This window comes from Thermodesulfovibrio sp., from assembly GCF_049969575.1.
Classification (GTDB): domain Bacteria; phylum Nitrospirota; class Thermodesulfovibrionia; order Thermodesulfovibrionales; family Thermodesulfovibrionaceae; genus Thermodesulfovibrio; species Thermodesulfovibrio obliviosus.
Genome location: NZ_JBMFOO010000027.1, coordinates 4,954 through 24,946 on the forward strand (window position 1 = coordinate 4,954; position 19,993 = coordinate 24,946).

A 19,993-nucleotide genomic window follows, 5' to 3' on the forward strand; every position below is an offset into this window, starting at 1 on the left:
TTTGTTCAATTCTGGTAAGTCTTTGTTCGGATTTTCTTTGGGCTTCAGCAAGTTCAGTTACAATGTTTGCCAGTCTTTCAACTTCTTTTTTAAGTTCAAGAAAATCTTCACGTTTTACTACTTCACCTATTGCCTTTTCAATAAGTTTAAGAATTTTCAGAAAAGCAGACCTTATATGCGGATCAAGCTTTTCAAGTTCTTCAATTATTTCACTGCTGAATAGCATAATTTAGTATACTATTTTTTCGCAGTGAATATAAATTTCAAAAACTCTAAATTACTCCCAATGCTTTTCCAACCTTATGAAATGCCTCAAGAACTTTATCAAGGTGTTCATCTGTATGAGTTGCCATATAACTTGTTCTTATGAGCGCTTTTCCAGGTGGAACAGCAGGAGAAACTGCTACATTTGCAAAAATTCCCTCTTGCTGAAGCATCATAACAAACTTGAATGCAAGCTCATCATCTCCTACAATTACAGGAATTATCGGTGTTTCTGCTACTCCGATATCAAAACCCAGTTCTTTAAATCCTTTTAACATTTTATTTGTGTTTTTCCAGAGTTGCTCTCTTCTTTCTGGTTCGTTTTCAATTATGTCAATTGCTGCTGAAACTGCAGCAACTGATGCAGGTGGAGGGCTTGCACTAAAAATGAATGCTCTCGCAAAATGCTTGATATAGTTTATAACATCTTTATCGCCTGCTATAAATCCGCCAATTGAGGCAAGAGACTTGCTGTATGTTCCCATTATAAGGTCAACATCTTTTTCCAGTTCAAAATGTTCCACGGTTCCACGCCCTGTTTTACCAAGAACACCAATTCCATGGGCATCATCAACCATTACCCTTGCACCATATTTTTTGCATAAAGCTACAACTTCAGGAAGCTTCACTATATCACCTTCCATACTAAATACACCGTCAACTACAACAAGTTTAGATTTTCCTTCAGTTTCCTTAAGAATTCTTTCAAGATCTTCCATGTCATTATGCTTGTATCTTTTTACTTCACCAAAGGAGAGACGGCATCCGTCAACAATGCTCGCATGGTCCATTTTATCAATTATTACAACATCATCTTTCCCGATCAATGATGAAATTACTCCAAGATTTACTTGAAATCCAGTGGTAAAGACAAGAGCAGCTTCCTTTCTTGTAAATTTTGCCAGTTTCTCTTCAAGTTCTACATGAATGTCAAGAGTTCCGTTAAGAAATCTTGAGCCTGCACATCCAGTTCCATATTTTTTAATTGCATTGATTGCAGCTTCTTTAACCTTTGGATGATTTGTAAGCCCAAGATAGTTGTTTGATCCAATCATAATCATTTTTCGGCCATTCATTATTACTTCTGGTCCTTGAGCAGATTCAATCATTCTGAAGTAAGGATAAATACCCATGGATTGGATCTTCTGGAGTTGTTCTTTAAATTTAAAACACTTCTCAAAAGGATCCATTTTTCTTATATCCATTGATTCATTCTGTACCACTTTGCTGTCCATTCCATCCCTTCCTTTAACTTAGTTTTTGTTTTGAATCCGAGCAACTGCTCGGCTTTTTTCGTAGAGCAAACCCAGCATGGCTGGATAAGCTCCTGAAGTTTATCGCTATTTATTATACTTTTTTTGTCAAATTTTTGAAAGACTCTTATGAAAAACATGCCAATTGCCCGAGGAATTTTTATCTTAACAGGTTTTTTACCTAAAGCTTTTGATATAGCTTCAACTATTTCGTCAGTATTGTATGGTTGAGCATCTGCAATGAAAAAGGTCTCTCCAGTTGCTTTATCTATTTTTGATGCATTAATTATACCTCTTACAAGGTCATCCACATATATCATTGAATAGATGCCTTTCGTAAGATATAAAACAATTCCTGCCTTAATCATTTTAAAAAATGTAAGAAAATCACTGTCTCTTGGACCATACACAGCAGGAGGTCTTATTATCGTAATGGGTATTTTATCCTTGAAAAATTTAACAGCCTGCTCTCCAAGAAGCTTGCTCCTTCCATACTCAGATACAGGAGATGGCTCTGTATCTTCTGTTACAGGGATACCATCCAGACATGGTCCTACAGCTGCAAGACTGCTTACATGAATAAATCTTTTGACAGCGAAGTTTCTTTCAACTACTACCTCAGCAAGATTTTTTGTGCCAATGTAGTTTGACTGAAAAAACTCTTCTGGATGGCTTGCCTTTGTTATTCCTGAAAGATTAAACACATAGTCAAAATGCCATTCAATTTTTTTTAAGCTTTCTTTATCCGAAAGATCAGCCTTAATAATTTTTACATTAAGCCCTTTAAGAAAACGAAGTCTGGACGGATTTCTAACTATGCAGTAAACCTCGTAATTTTCTTTTAAAAGAGTCTCTACAAGATGGCTTCCTATAAAACCTGTTCCACCTGTAACAAGAGCCTTCAATTCTTTTTCCTCACCCGAAGAGTAAGTCCCTTTATGTCTTGCACTACAATTTCTTCATCCTTTTTTATTGGTTCATCTGAACGAGCTTGCCAGAGTTCTCCATGAACCATAACCATTCCTGAGGAGCTGTCAATATCAGTTTTTGCAATCCCTTCTAAACCAATGAGTTCTTCCACTCCTGTAACAGGTTTTCTTTTATGGGCTTTATATGCAAGCCTCAGAAGCACACCAAAAAACAATGCTGTTACCAGTGTTACAGGAATAATCACAGAGAGAGAGAGTTTAAATAAAGGATTCGCAGTATCAAAAAGCATTATTGAACCAAGTATAAAACATATTATGCCACCAAGTGTTAACAATCCATGAGAAGCTATCTTAAGCTCAAGAATAAATAAAATAACACCAAGAAGAATTAATCCTGCAGCAGCATAGTTTATCGGAAGTGTCTGAAGACTGTAAAAGGCAAGAATTAAAGAAATCGCACCAATTATACCTGGTAGAATGCTTCCAGGGTTACTTAGTTCAAAAATAATTCCGTAAATGCCAATCATTAAAAGAATGTAGGCAATGTTTGGATCACTTATGAAGTTAAGAAGCCTTTCTCTGAAATTCATCTCAATTTTATGTATTTTTGCCGACTTTGTGTTTAAAATTGCTTCTCCACGCACTGTTTTTACCTTCCATCCATCTATGTCTTTTATGAGGCTTTCAATATCTTCTGCAATTAAATCAATTACTTTAAGTTTTAATGCTTCTGTTTCTGTTGATGATATACTTTTTCTTACAGCCTGTTCAGCCCATTCAATATTTCTTCCTCTTTGTTTGGCAATTGATTTAATATATGCAACTGCGTCATTTGTTATCTTTTCTGCCATTGTTTTGTCCATTTTTTCACCTACTGCCACAGGATGAGCAGCACCAATATTAGTTCCCGGAGCCATTGCAGCAATATGAGCTGCAATTGTTATAAAAGCACCTGCACTGGCAGCACGAGCACCTTTTGGACAAACATATACAACAATGGGGATTTGAGAGTTCAGCATCTCTTTAACTATGCTTCTCATTGATGAGTCAAGTCCTCCTGGTGTGTCAAGCTGAATTATAACTGCTTCTGCATTTATCTCCAGAGCCTTTTTAATGCCTTTTATTGTGTATTCAGCATGAGGCGGATTTATAATACCATTTACTGTAAGAACCACAATCTCTTTTGCATAAGCTGGTTTAGTAAAACAAAACGCTATAAAAAGAAAAAAGATGCAGTATTTAATTTTTTCTCGCATGAGAAATTATAACAAACTTTTGATATTTTCTTTTAGTAATGCAATTGCTCTGTCTGAAAACTCCCTGTCTATCAATCCCATGCTTGAAGGAGTTTCAAAAACTCTTTCTGGCAGAGTTAAATTTTCAATATCAAAGCCACATTGAACTTTAAAGCGATACTTGTTTGCATAGATTTCTCTGCCTGTTTTTAAAAGCTCTTGTTCAGTTAAATCAAATCCTGCAAGTTTTAAACATTTAACTACAACCTCAGGAGTATAAATCTCCCTGGCAAAAAAGCATATAACAAGGCTTGAAAGAATCTGTCTCCACTGCTCTTCATTAAGAATTTTTTCAACTAATTGTTCTGGCGATACAGGCTTTGTCATGGCTTCTCTGTCAATGGCATATCCAGCAGAGTCAAGATGGCTGTGTCTTGCACCAAATAAATATCCAAGATGAGCACCTAATCCTGTATGATAACCAGGCATTTCATTTTTCCCATATGTTAAAGCAAACTGCCTTCCTCCATATTTTGAAGAAGCGTAATCAATTCCTCTGGCAATGTCTCTATAAAATTCGCTTTCTCCATAAACAATTTTTCTTATTAATTCAACATAAGTATCAGCATGTCCCCATTCAGGAATAATTCCTTCAGTTTGTTTCTCATTTATTATTCCTTTCTGAAAAGCTTCTGTAACCCATGCAAGGATAACTCCTGCAGAGATTGCATCAACTCCCATATCTTCAATTACTTCGATTAGTTTTAAAACATCCTCAGAGTTAGTAATTGCTAACATTGAGCCAAGAGCATAGATAAGCTCATAATCATAAGACAGATAAACCGTTCTATAAAAATAAGGTTCATCTTCATATGGTTTTCTTAATGCTGCAAGATGAATGCATGCAACTGGACAGTGAGCACAGGCAACTCTCCTTCCAAGATGTTTCTGAGCAAAGGCTTCACCAGACAGAGTTTCAATACCTGTTAATTCATTTGTAAGCAAGTTTTTTATTGGAATTCCTTTTGAAAAACTTAGTGGTAGCACATTTGCAGGTGTGCCAAGTTCGTGATATTTTTTCATTTTTTCAGATTCTAAAAGCTCTTTTAGGAGCTTACCATAGAGGCTTTTATATTCTGCAAAATGAGTAACTGGAAGGTTTCTTTTGCCGGATATTACAATAGCTTTAAGATTTTTACTTCCGAATACTGCACCAAGTCCAAGTCTTCCAAAATGTCTGTAAGTTTCCAAAGTTACACAGGCAAAGCTTACAAGTCTTTCTCCTGCTGGTCCAATTCTCATTATTGTTCTTAATCCAGCACCAGGCTCATGTGCTCTTATTATTCTTCCTGCTGATTCTTCCAGTGCCCACAGTGTTGTAGCATCTCTGAAAAAAACTTTATCTCCATGAATTGCAACATAGCATGGTCTTTCACTTCTTCCTTTTATAACAATTGCTCCATATCCTGCCATTCTGATAGCAATTGCGCTTCTTCCACCTGCATGGGATTCACCAAGATTTCCAGTATGGGGAGACTTAAACATTGCCACTGTTTTGGATGCTATCGGGAAAAGACCGTTTAAAGGTCCTACTGCAAAAATAATTGGATTATCAGGAGAAAATGGTTCAAGATCATGTGGACAGTTTTCTTCAAGAAGTTTTACTGCAACTCCTGTACCACCAATGTATTTTGAGAAAAGTTCAGGTCTTTCCTCAATCCAGAATCTTTTCTTTGTAAGGTCAATGTATAAAACTCTTTTTAAAATGTCTTCTTTAATCATTTTCTTACAAACTCCAATACTTTGTATGGACAGCTTTTTGCACATTCTCCACATTGAAGGCATACTACTGGTTTATTGATTGAACCATTCCATCCTATTGCATCAAGTATGCAGGCTTTAACACAATATCCACAACCACTGCATTTAGCTTCATTTAATAATATACCACCGCTTTTTCTCACAATCAGAGCATCCTCTGGACAGGCCCTTGCACAGGGCGGGTCTTCACATCCACGACATACGGACACTAAAAAACCTCTTGATATTCCACCATGAGAACGAACCTTTATGCAGGAACTCTCAAGCCCTACTGCTTGATGTGCCCGAGCACAGGCAAACATGCAAATGAGGCATCCAACACATTTTTCACTATCTTTTACGAAAACAGGCATAATGGAATTATAACATGTTATAATTTCAAACTGAAAATGGAAAAGGAAATATTTTTATTTTTTCATAAGACCCTGTCAAACAGTTTCCTGGACTTTTTAATGGTTTTTTTTACACAGCGGGGCTATATTTTATGGCTTCCGGTATTTCTTTTCATGATATACAGATACTTCAAAACAAAAAATTACATAGAAATTGTATATTTAGTTACAGCTATTACAGTCGGCGTATTTATTTCTGATTGGTTTTCTCTTGAAATTAAAAATCTTGTTCAGCGGGTTCGTCCATGTCATACAGAGTATTTTAGGGCAGTTGTTGGATGCACAGCTTCTTACAGTTTCCCTTCAAATCATGCAACAAATGCTTTAACAGTGGCTACTGTTTTAATTCTTTTTGGTAAAAGATTATGGAAATCCAGGTTGATTTCAATCTACGTTATTTCAGTAGCCATGCTTATAGGTGTGTCAAGGCTTTATCTTGGTGTTCACTGGCTAACGGATGTGCTTGGTGGTGCTTTGCTGGGATTAATTATCGGTTACGGAGTTTTTAAAGCTACTTTATCAGTGGTAAACATGAAAAGATTTTTTTACTTTTTCCTTATAATTCTGAGCCTTTTCAGAATTTATTTTATCATTCATGGACCAGTGGATCTCAGCCCTGATGAAGCTCATTACTGGGAATGGTCAAGAAGACTTGATTTAAGCTATTACTCCAAGGGTCCAATGATTGCCTATGCAATTGCTTTTTCAACATGGCTCTTTGGTGATAATCCTTTTGGAGTGAGAATTTTTGCTGTAGTTTGCTCATTTTTGAGCAGCTTTTTTGTTTATAAGATTGGCAAAAAACTTTTTGATGAGAAAGCAGGATACATAAGTGGAGTTCTTTTTCAATTAATTCCTTTATTTTCAACATTTGGTGTGCTTTTTACAATTGACAGCCCCTTTATTTTATTCTGGATTGTTTCAATGTATTTTTTCATTCTTGCAGCAGAGGGGAAGATGAATTACTGGTTGCTTGTTGGTTTATTAATAGGGCTTGGACTTCTTACAAAGTATACAATGGCTTTTTTCTATTTTTGTATGTTCCTTTATTTCTTGAAGAAAGGGTTATGGAAGAACTTAAAAAATCCATGGCTTTATGCATCTTTAATAATTTCCATCATCGTTTTTTCTCCTGTAATGATCTGGAATGCCCAGCATGACTGGGTTACACTTAAACACACTGCAGGGCAGGCACATGTTTATGAGGGATTTAAAATTTCTTTAAAGTATTTTGCCGAATTTTTTGGAAGCCAACTTGCGGTTGTCACTCCGGGAGCATTTATTTTTGGATTGTATTTAATTCTGAGACCTTCAGCCTTAAGCCTTAAGCCTGATATAAAATGGTTTCTTATCTGTTTTTCAACGCCTATTCTTATTTTCTTTTTACTTAAAAGCCTTCAGGGAAAGGTTCAGGCAAACTGGGCAATGCCAGCCTATGTTGTGTTCGTAATTATTATTGCCTATTGCTGGGAAAGAAAAATTTTTCAAAAACTCACATTTCTGACAGTGATTATTGCTGTGTGTTTTACTTTCATAAACTATGCAATTGCATATTTAAATCTACCTGAAAAAATAGATCCTTCAGCGAGGCTTAAAGGATGGAAAGAACTAGGAATAAAAGTTTCAGAAGTAAAAAAATCACTTGAGAATTCTGGTAAAGTAATCATTTTCTCTGATAGATATCAGATTTCAAGTGAGCTTGCTTTTTATGTAGAAGGAAACCCACGTGTTTACTGCATAAATCTTGGCAGAAGAATGAATCAGTATGACCTGTGGCAGTCAATAAATAGTGAACTCAATGGCAAAATTCATGGAATTTATGTTGTTTATGGTCAGAAAGATTCACCAGAACCTCAGGTTTCTTCTGCTTTTGAAAGATGTGTTCCAGAGTATTTTACAGTTTATAAAAAAAGAGTTAAAATTAGAGATTATACGATTTTTAGATGCTACAATTTTAAAGGTATGCAGTTAAAAGTACCAGAAACCTACTGAAGGAGGCAAAAAGGATGGATTTATCAGTTGTAATTCCGCTTTACAATGAAGAAGAAAATATAAAAGAGCTTCATAAAAAGCTCACAGAAATTCTAACTAAATTGCCAATTACTTACGAAATAATTTATGTTGACGATGGAAGTACTGACAGTACATTGAAATATCTTGAAGAGATTCAACAAAGTGATCCACATGTGGTGGTTTTAAGTTTCCGCAGAAATTTTGGACAAACAGCAGCCTTTGCTGCAGGATTTGACTTTGCTCGTGCAGATGTGGTTATTACAATGGATGGAGATCTGCAGAATGATCCTGCTGATATTCCAAAGTTTCTTGAAGCAATAAAGGATGCTGATTTGGTAAGTGGATGGAGAAAAAAAAGAAAAGACCCATTCCTGTCAAGAAGACTTCCTTCCATAGTTGCCAACTGGCTTATTGGAAAGGTTACAGGAGTGAGAATTCATGACTACGGATGTTCTTTAAAAGCCTATCGCAGGGAAGTGGTTAAAAATCTCAAGCTTTATGGTGAGATGCATAGATTTATCCCAGCCCTTGCAAGCTGGTACGGAGTTAAAATAAAAGAGATTGAGGTACAACATCATCCAAGATACAAAGGAAAGTCAAAATATGGAATTGGAAGAACTGTTAAAGTACTCTTAGACCTTGTTACTGTAAAGTTTTTACATAGCTTTTCAACAAAACCAATTCAGTTTTTTGGTCCAATTGGAGTTTTATTCATGGTTCTTGGTGCAGTGATTGTTGGATATCTTGTCTTTCTTAAGATATTTAAAGGCATATCAATTGGTGGAAGACCCCTTCTTCTTGGTGGATTCTTTTCTGTTTTGATAGGCCTTAACTTTATTGGTATGGGACTTCTTGGTGAGATGATTGTCAGAGTTTATCACGAAGCTCAGAAAAAACCAATCTACATTTTAAAGAAAATTCTGGGACCCGGAGATTGAAAAAATATATAAAATTCTTCATTCGTTTTGCTGTAACTGTTTTATTGATTTTGTATCTTTTTAAAAAAATTGATATCACCCATGTTTTAAACACCCTTTTTCTGATAAATCCGTTAATTTTTTTATCTGCCTCGTTTTTATACATTCTTTCTTCTTACATATCAACGCTCAGGTGGAAAATTTTTCTACCTCAGCAGCATTTAAAGGTTTCAGAGCTTTTCTCACTTTATCTTATTGGCTCATTTTTTAATAATGTTTTGCCTGGAATAATTGGAGGCGATTTAATAAAAATTTTTATGATCAAGGAAAAAGCAGGACTTAAAAAGGCTTTAGCATCAGTTTTTATGGAGAGATACACAGGGCTTTTTGCTTTATTATTGATAGGTTTTGCATTTTTCTGTTTGTTTTATAAAAATCTTCCACAGCACAGGCTTATGTGGAGTGTGCCTTTAAGTTTTTTATCATTTATTTTAGCAAGCCTTTTTTTATTACTGCTTGGAAAGATTAAATTTTTCAAAGAATTCCATGATTATGTTTTAAGCTTCACGAGAAAACAGATTTTGCAGGCGATTTTTTACTCTTTCCTCGTTCAGTTTACTATAATTGTTTCAGTCTATGTAATTTTTCTCGGAATTGACATTTCAGTGTCTTTTATTGAAGTATGCATATTCCTGCCAATTATAATACTGATTTCAATGCTTCCAATTTCAGTCTCCGGTATTGGAGTAAGAGAATGGTGTTTTATTATATTTTTCGGAAAATCCTTCGGTAAAGCTCAAGTTGTGGCAGTATCATTGCTATGGTTTATGTCTCAGGTTTTTGCTTCTTTAGTTGGTGGGGTTGAATATTTAAGATTTAAGAAGACGCTGGATATAAAGAAGAAATAAAAATCTTTTTAAATCTCTCAGATTGTTCGGGAATGGATCAGTTTTAAATTTTTCAACTATTTCTGGTTGTATAAGTTTGTCTTCAATATTGAGATTATATTTTTTAACAATTTCACCAGCTATGTAAAACACATCCTCTCTTCTTTCTTTCAATGAAGGGATTCTAATAAACACAGGATTAATGAGTTTAATAAGAGAGCTTGAAAATTCCCCCTGCGCTGCTTTCACCCTTATATCTTCCTTCCCTATTAGGATAAATTTTACATCAGGAAATTCAACAGGGTTTATGTCACCAACTCTGTAAAACCTACCAGAACTAATTGCTTTTTCAAGTTTATTCTGAAAATTTATCGGCATTCGATCAAATTCTTTTATTACAAGAGTTCCTCCTTCTGCATTTTTTAGCACTCCCCTTTTACCCTTTTTTCCAAGATATCCTTCTTTTATTCCAAAAAATTCTTCTTCAAGAGTTTCTTCTTCTATATCACAAAAAATCATTACAAATGGTTTTTCTCTGCGAGGATTATCCTGAGCTGTATAAAGTGCTGCTGCAAGAAGTCTTTTACCCACTGCTGGTCCTCCATAAATAAATATGTTCCTGTCTTTAGCGTTTTCTTCAAATAAATTTTTCAACATATTAGCAAAAACAGCGTTCTTTGATTCAAACCTGAATTGTTTAAGCTGATAAAATGTTTCAGTGGAGAATTGGAGCTCTTCCATTACATTAAATTCCTTTGCAATGGAAAGGAATCTATCCATTACACTCTGAAGAATTTCAAGAGAATCAGACTCCTTTATACGGAAGTATCTTTTCGCAAGCTCAAGGAATAACTCCCTGTTGTCAACAACTGAAGGAAACATCAAAGCCTGAGCACCATATGCAGAAAGATCTGCAAGTAATGCTAAATCATAGCAACTTTGCAGTGTGGAGCCTTTAGGTGGAACAGGAGTTTTTATATCTTTTACTCCATCTTTCGGAAACATTTTATTCAAAATATTCACTACTTCTTTAAAGGGAGGGCATATAATGTTTCTTTTAAGAGTTTCAATATGATTTGTTCCAAAAACTTTTTCTTCAAGAAAAACCCTGTCTTCTAAGGGAAGTTTTATGAGAAAATGAATTATCCTTCTGTATTTAGGAAATTCATTGGTCATAAAAAGCAATCCAAGACAGGGAAACAATCCTGTAAAAAATGCTTCATCACGATGAATATGAGAAAATTTTTCTGATATCAAAGCTGAAATCTCAGCACTCAAAATTCCATATACCCATATATACAAGTCTTCATTTTCAAGAAAAAGTTCTCTTTGAATTATTATTTCTTCAATTTTTTTTATACCAAGATAGTTTATCATCTGAGAAAAGTTTGTTATTTCTATTTTTCCGCAGGGTTTGTTAACTTCCTGAAATATAAGATAGGCAATGACAGGGTCGTATTTTATTAATTGAGAAATTTTTTGGTCTCCTTCTTCCAAAAGCTCTCTAAATCTGGAAATTGTATGCCTGAATACAGGAAAACTCATCTCATTTATTATAATAAAAAACTATATTTACCGCAATATAAAGGAAGAAAATTGACAGTATTTTAAGATAACAGTTAAGATGATTTTGTTTAGGAATAATGAATCCATTGAAATCTATTGCATCCAAATTTTTAAATAAAGTATTAAAAAATGTATAAAGAAAAAGATTTTGACATAATTGTTGTTGGAGCAGGTCATGCAGGCTGTGAAGCAGCTACAGCCTGTGCAAAAATGGGTCTCAGCACAGCTCTTTTTACCATTTATCTTGACACAATCGCACAGCTAAGCTGTAATCCTGCCATTGGCGGACTTGCAAAGGGTCATCTTGTAAGAGAAATTGATGCTCTGGGTGGCATCATGGCAAAGGTAACAGATATGTCAGGTATTCAATTCAGAATGCTCAATCGTTCAAAGGGACCTGCTGTTTGGTCTTTGCGTGCCCAGGCTGACAGGATTCTTTACAATGTACACATGAGAAAACTTCTTGAAGCAACTGAAAATCTTGCAATAAAGCAGGCAATGGTTGAGGAGATTGTTGTTGAAAATGGCAGGGTTAAAGGAGTAATTACATCCTTAGGTGTTTTTTACGGAGCAAAGGCTGTAATAGTTACTCCAGGAACATTTTTAAATGGATTGATTCATATAGGGCTTGATTCTTTTGAAGCAGGAAGAGCAGGAGAGTTTCCCTCTAAGAGGCTATCAGAATCCCTTAAAAAGCTTGGATTAAAAATTGGCAGACTTAAAACAGGAACACCACCAAGAATTGATGCAAAGACAATTGATTTTTCAAAAACAGAGGAACAATGGGGTGATTTTCCTCCTCCAGCATTTTCATATTCAACAGAGGAAATTACAAATCCACAGGTCCCCTGTTATATCACTTACACAAATGAAAGAACTCACGAAATTATACTTAACAATCTTGACCGTTCACCTCTTTATAGTGGAAAAATTAAAGGAATTGGACCAAGATACTGCCCTTCCATTGAAGATAAAGTTGTAAAATTCAGGGAAAAGCCAAGACATCAAATTTTTCTTGAACCAGAAGGATTAAGCAGAAAAGAATACTATGCCAATGGAATCCCTACATCCTTGCCTTACGATGTTCAGATTGCCTTTGTAAGAACCATTCCAGGACTTGAAGAGGCAGAAATTATGAGACCTGGGTATGCTATTGAATACGATTTTGTTTATCCAACACAAATAAATCATACCCTGGAGGTTAAAGGAATTGAAGGACTTTATCTTGCAGGTCAAATAAATGGAACAAGCGGATATGAAGAGGCTGCTGCACAGGGATTGATGGCAGGAATTAATGCTGCGTTAAAGATAAAAGGAAAGGCACCTCTTATTCTTGGCAGAGATGAGGCATATATAGGAGTTTTAATTGATGATCTCGTTACAAAAGGCACGCAGGAGCCTTACAGAATGTTTACATCCCGTGCAGAATTTAGACTTCTTCTCAGACATGACAATGCAGACCTCAGGCTCAGAGAATATGGATACCGTATTGGATTAGTTGATGAGGAAACCTATGAGAAATTTTTAAAGAAAAAACAAGCTCTTGAGAAGGAAATCAAAAGACTGAAAACCACAATTATAAAACCTTCAGAGCAACTCAATAAAGCTTTGACTGAAGTTGGAACAACTCCCATAGAGGAAGCCATATCCCTTGATAAAATTCTTAAAAGACCTGAAGTCACTTATGAATTTATAAAAAAATTCGCCCCCTCTCAGGAAAATCTTACAAAGGAAATTGAAGAACTTGTTGAAATTCATATTAAATATGAAGGCTATATTGCCAAACAGCTGGAGCAGGTTGAAAGGATGAAGCAGTTTGAGGAAAAAGTTATCCCAGCAGATTTTGATTTTAATCTGCCAGGGCTTTCAAAAGAAGTGATTCAGAAACTTAATGAAGTTAGACCAAGAACAATAGGTCAGGCAATGAGAATTCCTGGAGTTACCCCTGCAGCAATATCAATACTTATGGTAGCTGTCCAAAAGGGCGCAGGCAGTAAAAAATAAATTTATGAAAGATTTAAAAACTTTTCTAAAAGAATGTTTAAATCTCAACGATGAAGCAACGGTTGATAAATTTTTGATTTATCTTGCTGAGTTAAAGAAATGGAGCAAAGTTTACAATCTAACTTCCATTGAAGATGAAAAAGAAATAGTAGTAAAACATTTTTTAGACTCTCTTTTGTATCTATCTTTTATTCCTCAGAAACCATTGAGCATTGCAGACATTGGAAGCGGTGCTGGTTTTCCTGGTGTGCCACTTGCGATTGTAAGAAATGATTTAAAAATAGCATTAGTAGAACCTTCATGGAAAAAATGTGCCTTTTTGAAAAATTTAAAGACAAAGCTTAATCTTTCTAACATTAAAGTTTATCAGAGCAGAGCTGAAGAAGTTGAAGAAAAATTTGATATTGTTGTTTCAAGAGCATTATGGAGCCTGAAAGAATTTGTTGAAAAATGTGAGCATTTACTAAAAGACAGCGGATATTTTTTAATAAGTAAATCCTTTAAACTTCACGAGGAGATGAAACAGTTGCCACAACAATACAGGACAGAGATAAAAGAGTTCAACCTTCCTTATGTAAATGGTAAAAGATATATTGTTAAAATAGAAAAATGCGAATCTTAGGAATTGATACTTCAACAAAATTTGCAGGTATAGCAGTATTAGAAGATGGAAAATTAATTGCTCAATCTACAATGCAATTTATGGCAGGACATTCTGAAAAACTTCTTCCAGAGATTGCTCATGTTCTTGAGATTATGAAAATTCCCATTGAAACAATTGATTATTATGCAATTACTGCTGGACCAGGTTCATTCACAGGCTTAAGAGTTGGAGTAAGCACAGTGAAAGGATTCTGTTTTATGACACAAAAAAAAGTTATTCCTGTTTCAACTCTTGAAGTTATTGCCTGGAGTTTTCCTTATTGTAAATATCAAATATGTCCGATTCTGGATGCAAGAAAAAGTGAAGTTTTTGCTGCTTTGTTTAAATGGACAGAAACACAAATTCAGCGAATTAAGGAGGATTCTGTAATTAATCTTGAAGCTTTGATCCAGTGGATTAAAGAAAAAACAGTATTTATTGGAAGTGGTGCAGAACTTTATAAAGAAAAACTGATTGAAAAGCTTGGTAATAAAGCTATACTATTACCTCAGGTATATTCACTGCCAGATCCAGCCATTGTAGCCTTTGTTGCATTACAAAGATTAAAAGAAGCAATTCATGCAAAAGATTTAAAGCCTGTTTATCTGAGGAAATCAGAAGCAGAAATAAAATTTGGATGAATTTAATTATAAGAAAGCTTAAAGAAGAAGACCTTTTAGCGGTTTTAGAGATTGCAAAACAGAGTTTTTCTATGCCCTGGTCATTAAAATCCTTCAGAGAGGAGCTTTTAAATCCTCAATCCATTCTCAAAGTTGCTGAATTTAATGGAGAAATTGCTGGTTATATAGTTTTGCGAAAAATACTGGATGAAGCAGAACTGCTTTCAATTGCTGTAAAACCTGCACTGAGAAGAAAGGGAATTGCAACAGAACTTATGAGAAATCTTCTGGATGAGATAAAAAACTCTGTAAAATCCTGTTTTCTTGAAGTAAGGGTATCAAATATACAGGCAATCAGTTTTTATGAAAAGATGGGATTTAAAAAAGTGGGGATGCGAAAAAAATATTATCTTTTACCTGAAGAAGATGGGATTATTATGAAACTTGATTTAAATTAATAAAACTCGGGCTTTAAAGTTCTATTCATTAAATCCCATGCTGCCTGTCGAGGTGATTTACCTTCATAAATAACCTGATAAACTTCATATGTAATTGGCATTTCCACATCAAGTTTTTTTGAAAGTTGCATCAAAGAAAAACTTGTCTCAACCCCTTCTGCAACTCCTCGCATGCTTTTTGAAATCTCTTCTAATGATTCACCTCTGCCAAGCCTGTATCCAACAGTGAAATTTCTTGAGAGCTTTGATGTGCATGTGAGAAAAAGATCCCCAAGTCCACTTAATCCTGAAAAGGTTATCTCTTTTGCTCCCATTTTTTTACCAAGCCTTATGATTTCATGTAATCCCCTTGTAATGAGTGCTGCTTTTGCATTATTGCCAAGCTCAAGAGCATCACAAATACCAGCGGCAATTGCAATAACATTTTTTACAGCTCCTCCGATTTCAGCTCCCAGAGGATCATCGTGTTCATATACGCGGAAATATGGAGTGTTAAAGATTTCCTGTAAAAGCAGTCTCTGTGTTTTTTCAGCACCAGATATTGTTACAGCTGTTGGTTTTTCTTGAGCAACTTCAATTGCAAAAGAAGGACCTGAAAGCACATAAGCCTTTTTATTTAGTATTTCTTCAAGAATCATTGAAGGTGTTTTTAGAGTTTCTTTTTCTATGCCCTTTGAGACACTTACAATTATATTTTCATCATTTAATTTACCCCTCAGGGAAATAAAAACACTCCGGATATGCTGAGTTGGAACAACATTTATAATAAATCTTGCTTTTTTAATTGCTTCAAATATATCATCAGTGGCAATTAAATTATCTGGTAGTTTAATGTTAGGTAAGTATAAGGGATTCTCTTTTTTAAAATTAATAGCATCAGCAATCTCTTTTTTTCTTGCCCAGACTATTACATCAAATCCTTTTTTTGAAAGTAAGGAAGCCAGGGTTGTTCCCCAGCTTCCTGCTCCTATTACTGCTATATATGACATATTATTTTAATTTACCAAACTCTTTAAGTTTGAGTTCCTTTCTTTTTATCTTACCACTTATTGTTTTTGGAAGTTCTTCAACAAATTCTATTTTTCTTGGATATTTGTATGGTGCTGTCTCCTTTTTCACAAATTCTTGAATTTCCTTAACAAGACTTTCAGAAGGCTCATAATCCTGGGTAAGAACAATAAATGCTTTAACAACTTCTCCTCTAACTTCATCAGGACTTGCTACCACAGCAGCTTCCTTAACAGCAGGATGCTTAATAAGAGCACTTTCAACTTCAAATGGACCAATACGATATCCAGCACTTATTATGACATCGTCTTGTCTGCCAACAAACCAGAAATATCCTTCCTCATCTTTATACCCTCTGTCACGGGTAAAATACCATTCGCCTCTGAAGGCAGCAGCCATCTCTAATTTGTCGCCAATGTATTCCTGAAAAAGTCCGACAGGTCTTTGAGGATTTATTTTAATTGCAATGTTTCCCTCTGTATCAGGAGGAAGGGGTTTTCCTTCATCGTCAACAATATCTATTTCAAAACCAGGGGTTGGAAGTCCTGTTGCTCCTGACTTCATCGGAACAAATCTGAACATAGCAAGAGTATTTACTGTTTCTGTTTGCCCATATCCGTTGTAGATGTATTGTCCAGTAGCTTCTTTCCACAGGTTAATTATTTCAGGATTTAGAGGCTCACCTGCTGCAACAAAGTGTCTTACTGTTTTAAATTTTAATTCACTCAAAGGAATTTCTTTGACAATCATTCTATAAGCAGTAGGAGGTCCACAGAGAGTATTTATTTCATATTTTTTTAATGTTTCCACAATCAACGAAGGTGAAAACTTTCCTTTTCTATAATATGTAAAAACCGTTGTTCCCATATTCCATGGTCCAAAAAAGCTTGACCATGCAGCTTTTGCCCATCCTGTGTCAGAAATATTCCAATGAATTTCATCAGGCTTTAAATCAAGCCAGAATTTCCCAGTTATTATATGAGCAAGAGGATAACTCACCTGAGTATGAAGAACCATCTTAGGTAGCCCTGTTGTCCCTGATGTAAAAAATATAAATGCTGGGTCATTGGAAAAGGTTTTCTCACCCAGAAATGCTTCGCTTTTTAGCAGTTCTTCATATTTATGCCATCCAGATTGATTTTCAGTATTGATTAAAATCACATCCTTACCGTATTTATTAACAGCTTCTTCAATTTTTGGGGCATTTTCACTGTCTGAAACAACAGCTTTCACATCAGCTGCTTTAAGTCTGTATTCAATATCTTTTGCTGTAAGAAGTGTTGTCCCAGGTATGGCAACAGCATTAATTCTCATAGTTGCAAGAACAGCTATCCACCATTCAGGTTTGTTTGGAAGTAGTATTAAAACTTTGTCACCTTTATTTATTCCTAATTTTTTGAATCCTCCAGCGAGTTTGCTTGAAAGTATGGTTAAGTCGCGGAAACTGAATTTTTTTAATTCATGTCCATCTGTCCAGATTAATGCTGTTTTGTCATTCCATTTGTCAAAAACATCCAGAGGAAAAGAAAATTTCTCGGGAACATTGAGTCTAAAGTTTTTGACTTCTTCATAGTAATTTTTCATAGTTTCTTGCATAGTACCCTCCATTGGTAATTTGCATAATCTAAAATTATAAAATAAAAGATTAAAAGTTTCAAATTTTTGTATTGACACCTGAATTTAATGAGAGAGTTAATAAAACATTTGTAGAGTATTCAGAAAATTTTTATGCCCTTGTCTGTTGAGAAGCTCTTACTTTAAAACCCTGAAAAACAGCGTTAAGATTGCAACAAGAACACCAACCTGCCCTGCCCAGAATATAAACATCCACTTTATAAGCGTAGTCTTTACTTTTTCTATTTTTACTTCAAGCTCAGCTTTTAGCTCAGCAATGTCTTGCTTTGTAGCATTCCTTAACTCAGCAATATCTTGCTTTGTTGCACTTCTTAATTCAACAATATCCTGTTTTGTAGCAAGCAAATCCTTTTTTCTTTCAAACTCTTTCTCTACTCTTAAATCAATGAATTCAAGAAGAGTTTTTGCAGATTCCTCTCCAATCTTGTTTCTTAATGCATCATAAATTTCTATCTCTGTCACAGGCATAGTTAAGTATAACATAAAAAAAAGATTTTGAAAAACTGTTGCTTATTCCCTAAGCCTGAGCTTTAAAATCTTCCAGTAAAGGTAAGTATAAAATATACAGAAAAAAATGCAACAGACAATAAGAATTTTTGTATTATCCCAGAATAAAAGAGCAGGAACAATTGCAAATGCATTAATAATCCAGAGAAAAACAGAAGTTAAAGGATTTCTAACATCTGGAGCATAAAGATTTAAAAAGCGTTTTATAAAAATTTTATAAATTATCATATGAAGATGAAGTCCATCTGGGCTCATAGCTGACCTTTTTCTTAAAATGCATTTTCTATAAATAGAAAAGAGGGTTTCGTAAATCGGATAAAGATTTACCATAAACACAAACCAGGCAGAAACTTGAGGATGTTTTTTTACAAGAAGGATACTACAAATCCCTATTAAAAACCCCGTAAAATATGCACCTCCATCACCGAGAAAGACAAGGCCAAAGGGATAGTTCAAAAGAAAAAAACCAAGAAGAGAAAAAGAGGCTATTACACATATACTTGTTATCTCATAATCTCCAAGTTTATAGGCAACAAAGGCAATAGCCATAAAAATCATTATGGAAACCATGCTTGCAAGCCCGTTAAATCCATCAATTATATTTATAGCATTAACTATTCCAACAATAGCAAAGGCTGTAAACAAAAGTGAAATTATCTCAATTTTCAAAAGGGGATCAAAAAAAGGAAGATCAACTCTTATAATTTTTACTTCAAGAAATTTAAAAACTAAAAGTGCTGAAATTATAAGAAAAATTATTCTAATTTTAGGGGAAAGTTTTCCTGAAAGGTCTTTCTAAGAGACCTGCTAAAAAGACAGGTAAAGAAAAGAGAACCAAGAGAGGAAAATTTGCTAAAAGCAATGCTAAAGTAATTCCTGAAAATACAGCAAGCCCACCGACTCTTGGAGTAGGGTGAGTATGAAAAGTCTGAGGTCCGATATGAAAATAATCACTAAGAAAAGCTCTATATTTTTTAGCTAAAATAATAATTAAAAGATTGACAAAAAAAGCTATAGCTACAAACTTAATCATTTTTTAACCTCGTTTATATCTGTCTTCAAATCTTACAATATCGTCTTTTTTTACGTATTCACCAACTTGAACCTCTATTATCTCAAGTGGGATTTTACCTGGATTTACGAGTCTGTGTTTTGTAGTCTTAGGGACAAATACATTTTCATTTTCGTGTACGAAGATCTCTTTTCTGTTTCCTTCTGAATCTTCTAAGATAACTTTTGCAGTTCCTTTTACCACTACCCAGTGTTCACTTCTTTTTATTCTGTACCTTTCCCTTTTTTCAAGCTCAGTATAACTTCCCCAAGGTCTATAAACTGTTTTATGAAACTCTGTTATTTTTTTTGTTTCTGGGTTTTCTTTTAATATGCACACTAAATCTTTTATCTTCTGTCCTTCACCTTTTTTGGCGACAACTATTACATCCGGTGTTTCTATAATCATAAGGTCTTCCACTCCAACTGTGGCAATAATTCTTTCGTTTCCAAGAATTAATGAGTTTTTTGTATCTATATCTACAACCTTTCCGAATTTTACATTTTTATCTTCGTCTTTATCAAGGACTTCATAAACACTATCCCAAGACCCAATATCAGACCAAACAGAGTGTTTTTCAAACTCTTCAAATATTGTTTTGATAGAAAATGCAAACATTCCACTGTTCCAGTAGTAATTACCTGCCATTATGTACTTTTGAGCGGTCTTTAAATATGGTTTTTTCGTGGAACTGGTATTCGTTGTTAGTTATGATGACTATATCGTTTACGTTTTCAACAGCCTTTAAACATCTTTCAACTGTCTTTTGAAAAAGGCTTTTACTTGAATC

At 34.7% G+C, this 19,993-nt stretch carries 18 protein-coding genes and 2 pseudogenes; 7 read left to right on the forward strand and 13 right to left on the reverse strand.

All coding sequences use genetic code 11. The features are described 5' to 3' along the window. The 6 genes and pseudogenes from ACP5O9_RS07095 to ACP5O9_RS07120 all read right to left on the reverse strand — a co-directional run. Window positions 1–226: pseudogene (locus ACP5O9_RS07095) on the reverse strand (hypothetical protein); the annotation flags it as partial. A 46-nt stretch (window positions 227–272) separates the two neighbouring features. Continuing rightward, the gene (locus ACP5O9_RS07100; protein WP_424905123.1) at window positions 273–1,454 is read right to left on the reverse strand and encodes an aminotransferase class I/II-fold pyridoxal phosphate-dependent enzyme; all 1,182 of its coding nucleotides are present in this window, start codon (window positions 1,452–1,454) and stop codon (window positions 273–275) included. Window positions 1,455–1,459: 5 nt separating this feature from the next. Continuing rightward, window positions 1,460–2,422, reverse strand: a complete 963-nt coding sequence (locus ACP5O9_RS07105; RefSeq protein ID WP_353686721.1) for an NAD-dependent epimerase/dehydratase family protein — start codon at window positions 2,420–2,422, stop codon at window positions 1,460–1,462. Beyond that, complete coding sequence (locus ACP5O9_RS07110; protein WP_428723715.1) at window positions 2,419–3,702, reverse strand: NfeD family protein; 1,284 nt, start codon at window positions 3,700–3,702, stop codon at window positions 2,419–2,421. Before ACP5O9_RS07110 ends, ACP5O9_RS07105 begins: the two co-directional genes overlap by 4 nt. Before the next feature lie 6 nt (window positions 3,703–3,708). Continuing rightward, window positions 3,709–5,463, reverse strand: a complete 1,755-nt coding sequence (locus ACP5O9_RS07115; RefSeq protein WP_424905099.1) for an aldehyde ferredoxin oxidoreductase family protein — start codon at window positions 5,461–5,463, stop codon at window positions 3,709–3,711. Continuing rightward, window positions 5,460–5,855 (reverse strand): 4Fe-4S binding protein, encoded by a 396-nt coding sequence (locus ACP5O9_RS07120; RefSeq protein ID WP_353686717.1) that lies wholly within the window; start codon window positions 5,853–5,855, stop codon window positions 5,460–5,462. The genes ACP5O9_RS07115 and ACP5O9_RS07120 overlap by 4 nt, the downstream gene beginning before the upstream one ends. A gap of 153 nt (window positions 5,856–6,008) precedes the next feature. On the opposite strand from ACP5O9_RS07120, the gene ACP5O9_RS07125 reads away from it, so the two are divergent. The 3 genes from ACP5O9_RS07125 to ACP5O9_RS07135 are packed head-to-tail and all read left to right on the forward strand — an operon-like array spanning window position 6,009 to window position 9,732. Then, a complete protein-coding gene (locus ACP5O9_RS07125) occupies window positions 6,009–7,886 on the forward strand; it encodes a glycosyltransferase family 39 protein (protein WP_428723716.1) in 1,878 nt (625 codons plus the stop codon). A 14-nt stretch (window positions 7,887–7,900) separates the two neighbouring features. Beyond that, window positions 7,901–8,845 carry a glycosyltransferase family 2 protein gene (locus ACP5O9_RS07130; RefSeq protein ID WP_353686715.1) on the forward strand — a complete coding sequence of 315 codons (945 nt, stop codon included), beginning with the start codon at window positions 7,901–7,903 and terminating at the stop codon, window positions 8,843–8,845. Continuing rightward, the gene (locus ACP5O9_RS07135) at window positions 8,842–9,732 is read left to right on the forward strand and encodes a lysylphosphatidylglycerol synthase transmembrane domain-containing protein (protein ID WP_428723717.1); all 891 of its coding nucleotides are present in this window, start codon (window positions 8,842–8,844) and stop codon (window positions 9,730–9,732) included. The genes ACP5O9_RS07130 and ACP5O9_RS07135 overlap by 4 nt, the downstream gene beginning before the upstream one ends. Here ACP5O9_RS07135 and ACP5O9_RS07140 read toward each other — a convergent pair. Beyond that, window positions 9,694–11,256 carry a sigma 54-interacting transcriptional regulator gene (locus ACP5O9_RS07140; RefSeq protein WP_428723718.1) on the reverse strand — a complete coding sequence of 521 codons (1,563 nt, stop codon included), beginning with the start codon at window positions 11,254–11,256 and terminating at the stop codon, window positions 9,694–9,696. The genes ACP5O9_RS07135 and ACP5O9_RS07140 overlap by 39 nt on opposite strands. Window positions 11,257–11,406: 150 nt before the next feature. On the opposite strand from ACP5O9_RS07140, the gene mnmG reads away from it, so the two are divergent. Genes mnmG through rimI form a run of 4 tightly spaced genes read left to right on the forward strand, consistent with a single transcriptional unit; the run spans window position 11,407 to window position 15,002 of the window. Continuing rightward, window positions 11,407–13,281: a tRNA uridine-5-carboxymethylaminomethyl(34) synthesis enzyme MnmG gene (mnmG, locus tag ACP5O9_RS07145; protein WP_428723719.1), complete on the forward strand. Its 1,875-nt coding sequence runs from the start codon at window positions 11,407–11,409 to the stop codon at window positions 13,279–13,281. Window positions 13,282–13,285: 4 nt separating this feature from the next. Continuing rightward, window positions 13,286–13,903, forward strand: a complete 618-nt coding sequence (rsmG, locus tag ACP5O9_RS07150; RefSeq protein ID WP_428723720.1) for a 16S rRNA (guanine(527)-N(7))-methyltransferase RsmG — start codon at window positions 13,286–13,288, stop codon at window positions 13,901–13,903. Next, the gene (gene tsaB, locus ACP5O9_RS07155) at window positions 13,891–14,565 is read left to right on the forward strand and encodes a tRNA (adenosine(37)-N6)-threonylcarbamoyltransferase complex dimerization subunit type 1 TsaB (RefSeq protein WP_353686710.1); all 675 of its coding nucleotides are present in this window, start codon (window positions 13,891–13,893) and stop codon (window positions 14,563–14,565) included. The genes rsmG and tsaB overlap by 13 nt, the downstream gene beginning before the upstream one ends. After that, complete coding sequence (gene rimI / locus ACP5O9_RS07160; RefSeq protein ID WP_428723721.1) at window positions 14,562–15,002, forward strand: ribosomal protein S18-alanine N-acetyltransferase; 441 nt, start codon at window positions 14,562–14,564, stop codon at window positions 15,000–15,002. Before tsaB ends, rimI begins: the two co-directional genes overlap by 4 nt. On the opposite strand, the gene ACP5O9_RS07165 is transcribed toward rimI, so the two are convergent. The 6 genes and pseudogenes from ACP5O9_RS07165 to ACP5O9_RS07190 form a co-directional block, all read right to left on the reverse strand. Further along, window positions 14,999–15,991, reverse strand: a complete 993-nt coding sequence (locus ACP5O9_RS07165) for an NAD(P)H-dependent glycerol-3-phosphate dehydrogenase (RefSeq protein WP_424905093.1) — start codon at window positions 15,989–15,991, stop codon at window positions 14,999–15,001. The genes rimI and ACP5O9_RS07165 overlap by 4 nt on opposite strands. Before the next feature lies 1 nt (window position 15,992). Next, window positions 15,993–17,606: an acyl--CoA ligase gene (locus tag ACP5O9_RS07170; protein ID WP_424905092.1), complete on the reverse strand. Its 1,614-nt coding sequence runs from the start codon at window positions 17,604–17,606 to the stop codon at window positions 15,993–15,995. 156 nt (window positions 17,607–17,762) lie between these two features. Beyond that, on the reverse strand, window positions 17,763–18,128 hold the full coding sequence (locus tag ACP5O9_RS07175) for a hypothetical protein (protein WP_428723722.1): 366 nt from the start codon (window positions 18,126–18,128) through the stop codon (window positions 17,763–17,765). 27 nt (window positions 18,129–18,155) lie between these two features. Beyond that, window positions 18,156–18,917, reverse strand: a complete 762-nt coding sequence (locus tag ACP5O9_RS07180; RefSeq protein WP_428723724.1) for a glycosyltransferase family 4 protein — start codon at window positions 18,915–18,917, stop codon at window positions 18,156–18,158. Between the two features lies 1 nt (window position 18,918). Beyond that, the gene (locus ACP5O9_RS07185) at window positions 18,919–19,185 is read right to left on the reverse strand and encodes a hypothetical protein (protein WP_428723723.1); all 267 of its coding nucleotides are present in this window, start codon (window positions 19,183–19,185) and stop codon (window positions 18,919–18,921) included. 3 nt (window positions 19,186–19,188) lie between these two features. After that, window positions 19,189–19,887 (reverse strand): annotated as a pseudogene (locus ACP5O9_RS07190) (cupin domain-containing protein); the annotation flags it as partial. Between the last annotated feature and the right edge of the window lie 106 nt (window positions 19,888–19,993).

Bases quoted from the DNA above. Each gene is read 5' to 3' on its own strand.
- ACP5O9_RS07100 (WP_424905123.1), bottom strand. From the start codon at position 1,454: ATGGATCCTTTTGAGAAGTGTTTTAAATTTAAAGAACAACTCCAGAAG.
- ACP5O9_RS07110 (WP_428723715.1), bottom strand. From the start codon at position 3,702: ATGCGAGAAAAAATTAAATACTGCATCTTTTTTCTTTTTATAGCGTTT.
- ACP5O9_RS07115 (WP_424905099.1), bottom strand. From the start codon at position 5,463: ATGATTAAAGAAGACATTTTAAAAAGAGTTTTATACATTGACCTTACA.
- ACP5O9_RS07120 (WP_353686717.1), bottom strand. From the start codon at position 5,855: ATGCCTGTTTTCGTAAAAGATAGTGAAAAATGTGTTGGATGCCTCATT.
- ACP5O9_RS07125 (WP_428723716.1), top strand. From the start codon at position 6,009: ATGATATACAGATACTTCAAAACAAAAAATTACATAGAAATTGTATAT.
- ACP5O9_RS07130 (WP_353686715.1), top strand. From the start codon at position 7,901: ATGGATTTATCAGTTGTAATTCCGCTTTACAATGAAGAAGAAAATATA.
- ACP5O9_RS07140 (WP_428723718.1), bottom strand. From the start codon at position 11,256: ATGAGTTTTCCTGTATTCAGGCATACAATTTCCAGATTTAGAGAGCTT.
- mnmG (WP_428723719.1), top strand. From the start codon at position 11,407: ATGTATAAAGAAAAAGATTTTGACATAATTGTTGTTGGAGCAGGTCAT.
- rsmG (WP_428723720.1), top strand. From the start codon at position 13,286: ATGAAAGATTTAAAAACTTTTCTAAAAGAATGTTTAAATCTCAACGAT.
- tsaB (WP_353686710.1), top strand. From the start codon at position 13,891: ATGCGAATCTTAGGAATTGATACTTCAACAAAATTTGCAGGTATAGCA.
- rimI (WP_428723721.1), top strand. From the start codon at position 14,562: ATGAATTTAATTATAAGAAAGCTTAAAGAAGAAGACCTTTTAGCGGTT.
- ACP5O9_RS07165 (WP_424905093.1), bottom strand. From the start codon at position 15,991: ATGTCATATATAGCAGTAATAGGAGCAGGAAGCTGGGGAACAACCCTG.
- ACP5O9_RS07170 (WP_424905092.1), bottom strand. From the start codon at position 17,606: ATGCAAGAAACTATGAAAAATTACTATGAAGAAGTCAAAAACTTTAGA.
- ACP5O9_RS07175 (WP_428723722.1), bottom strand. From the start codon at position 18,128: ATGTTATACTTAACTATGCCTGTGACAGAGATAGAAATTTATGATGCA.
- ACP5O9_RS07185 (WP_428723723.1), bottom strand. From the start codon at position 19,185: ATGATTAAGTTTGTAGCTATAGCTTTTTTTGTCAATCTTTTAATTATT.